A 1,580-nucleotide genomic window follows, 5' to 3' on the forward strand; every position below is an offset into this window, starting at 1 on the left:
CCTCGGCAGATAGGTGTTGATCAGGTTGGCCATCTGATTGTCACGGCTGCCGCCCGAGGTGCCGCCCATGACCACGCCGACGATGCGGCGATTGCCATCGGAAACCGACGAGACGAGGTTGAAGCCGGAGGCGCGGGTGTAGCCCGTCTTGATGCCGTCGACACCCTTGATACGTCCAAGCAGGCGGTTGTGGCCGTTGATGCGCTTGCGTCCGTAGAGAAAGGAGCGCTGCGAGAAATAGCCGTAATACTGCGGAAAATGCTCGCGCAGCGCGATGCCGAGCGTCGCCATGTCGCGCGCGGTGGTGAACTGGCCGGGGTCGGGCAGGCCATTGGCGTTTCTAAATACGGTGCCGTTCATGCCCAGCGCACGCGCCTTGGCGGTCATCATGCGGGCAAAAGTGGTTTCATTGCCGCCGAGCATTTCGCCGAGCGCGGTGGCCGAGTCGTTCGCCGATTTGGTGACGATCGACAGGATCGCGGTCTCGACCGTGACGGAACCGCCCGGCTTCACGCCAAGTTTCGTCGGCGCCTCGGCGGAGGCCTTGGCGGAAAACACCACTGGCGTGTTCCTGCTGATCTTGCCCTTCGCCATCGCTTCGAAGGTCAGATACAGCGTCATCATCTTGGTCAGCGAAGCTGGGTAGCGCCTGCCGTTGGCATCTGCGGAGTAAAGCACCTTGCCGGTCTTGGCATCCACGACGATGGCCGCCTGCCTGGCCGCCAGCGACGAGGCAACGTCGCCAAAAACGAATGTCATCGCCAAGGCGACGATCATCATCGTTTTGAGAGGGGAGGTGGATTTGGAAACGATGCCCAACAACGCCTTACGCACTGGTACTTCCCTTGGATTTCTTCGTTGCGTTGGAGGCGGCAAAGGGTCCTGCCTCGCTTCCGGTCAAGCTACCGGCGCAGCGTTACCAATCCGTTTATGGTAACCGCCGCGTTCACCATTTTCTTCGGGCTTGAGGTTCTCTTTATTCGATTTTTAGCCATTGGCTGCGCAGGCGGGCCCGCAAGCCCGCGGAATCTTGACTTTTGTGCGGCGCACAATATATTATCTTGCATTGCACAAGGGCGCCCCGAAGAAGGACGCTTCAACCGTCAAGGGAATCGTGAAATGACCCAGACCTATGAGGACTTCAGCAAATACGGCAAAGAGTTCGCCGACACCGGATTGAAGAGCTTCGCGTCGCTGTCCAAGGGCGCGCAGGCGATTGCCACCGAGGCTGGTGAATACACCAAGAAGAGTTTTGAAACCGGCAGCGCCACTGTGGAGAAGCTGTTTTCAGCCAAGTCGCTGGAAAAGGCGATCGAGATCCAGTCGGACTACGCCAAGCAGTCTTATGAGGCGTTCGTCGCCGAGGCCACCAAGATCGGCGATCTGTATGCCGAACTCGCCAAGGAAGCTTACAAGCCATTCGAATCGATCGTTGCCAAGGCGAAGTAATTTCGCCCGGGCGAACTGATTTCGCCTGACGTGACCCAGATTGAGCCTTTGAACCCGAGAAAAAGCCCGGCCGCGGAAACGCGGCCGGGCTTTTTCGTGTCAATTTTCGCTCCAGAGCCTCGCGCCCCTTC

The 1,580-nt window shown here is 58.9% G+C and carries 2 protein-coding genes; one reads left to right on the top strand and one right to left on the bottom strand.

Annotation, left to right across the window (positions count from 1 at the left end):
* Positions 1 to 834 (bottom strand): D-alanyl-D-alanine carboxypeptidase family protein (locus EN906_RS33580; RefSeq protein WP_164777586.1); only part of this gene is annotated, 834 nt, incomplete at its 3' end.
* 285 nt (positions 835 to 1,119) lie between these two features.
* Between EN906_RS33580 and EN906_RS33585 the strand changes: the two genes are divergently transcribed.
* Complete coding sequence (locus tag EN906_RS33585; RefSeq protein ID WP_013531776.1) at positions 1,120 to 1,449, top strand: phasin family protein; 330 nt, start codon at positions 1,120 to 1,122, stop codon at positions 1,447 to 1,449.
* The last annotated feature ends 131 nt before the right edge of the window (positions 1,450 to 1,580 follow it).

Source organism: Mesorhizobium sp. M7A.F.Ca.CA.004.06.1.1, from assembly GCF_003999135.1.
Taxonomy (GTDB): Bacteria; Pseudomonadota; Alphaproteobacteria; order Rhizobiales; family Rhizobiaceae; genus Mesorhizobium.

What these genes read in the sequence shown, in the direction of transcription:
- EN906_RS33585 (WP_013531776.1), top strand. Translation starts at nt 1,120, where the DNA reads ATGACCCAGACCTATGAGGACTTCAGCAAATACGGCAAAGAGTTCGCC.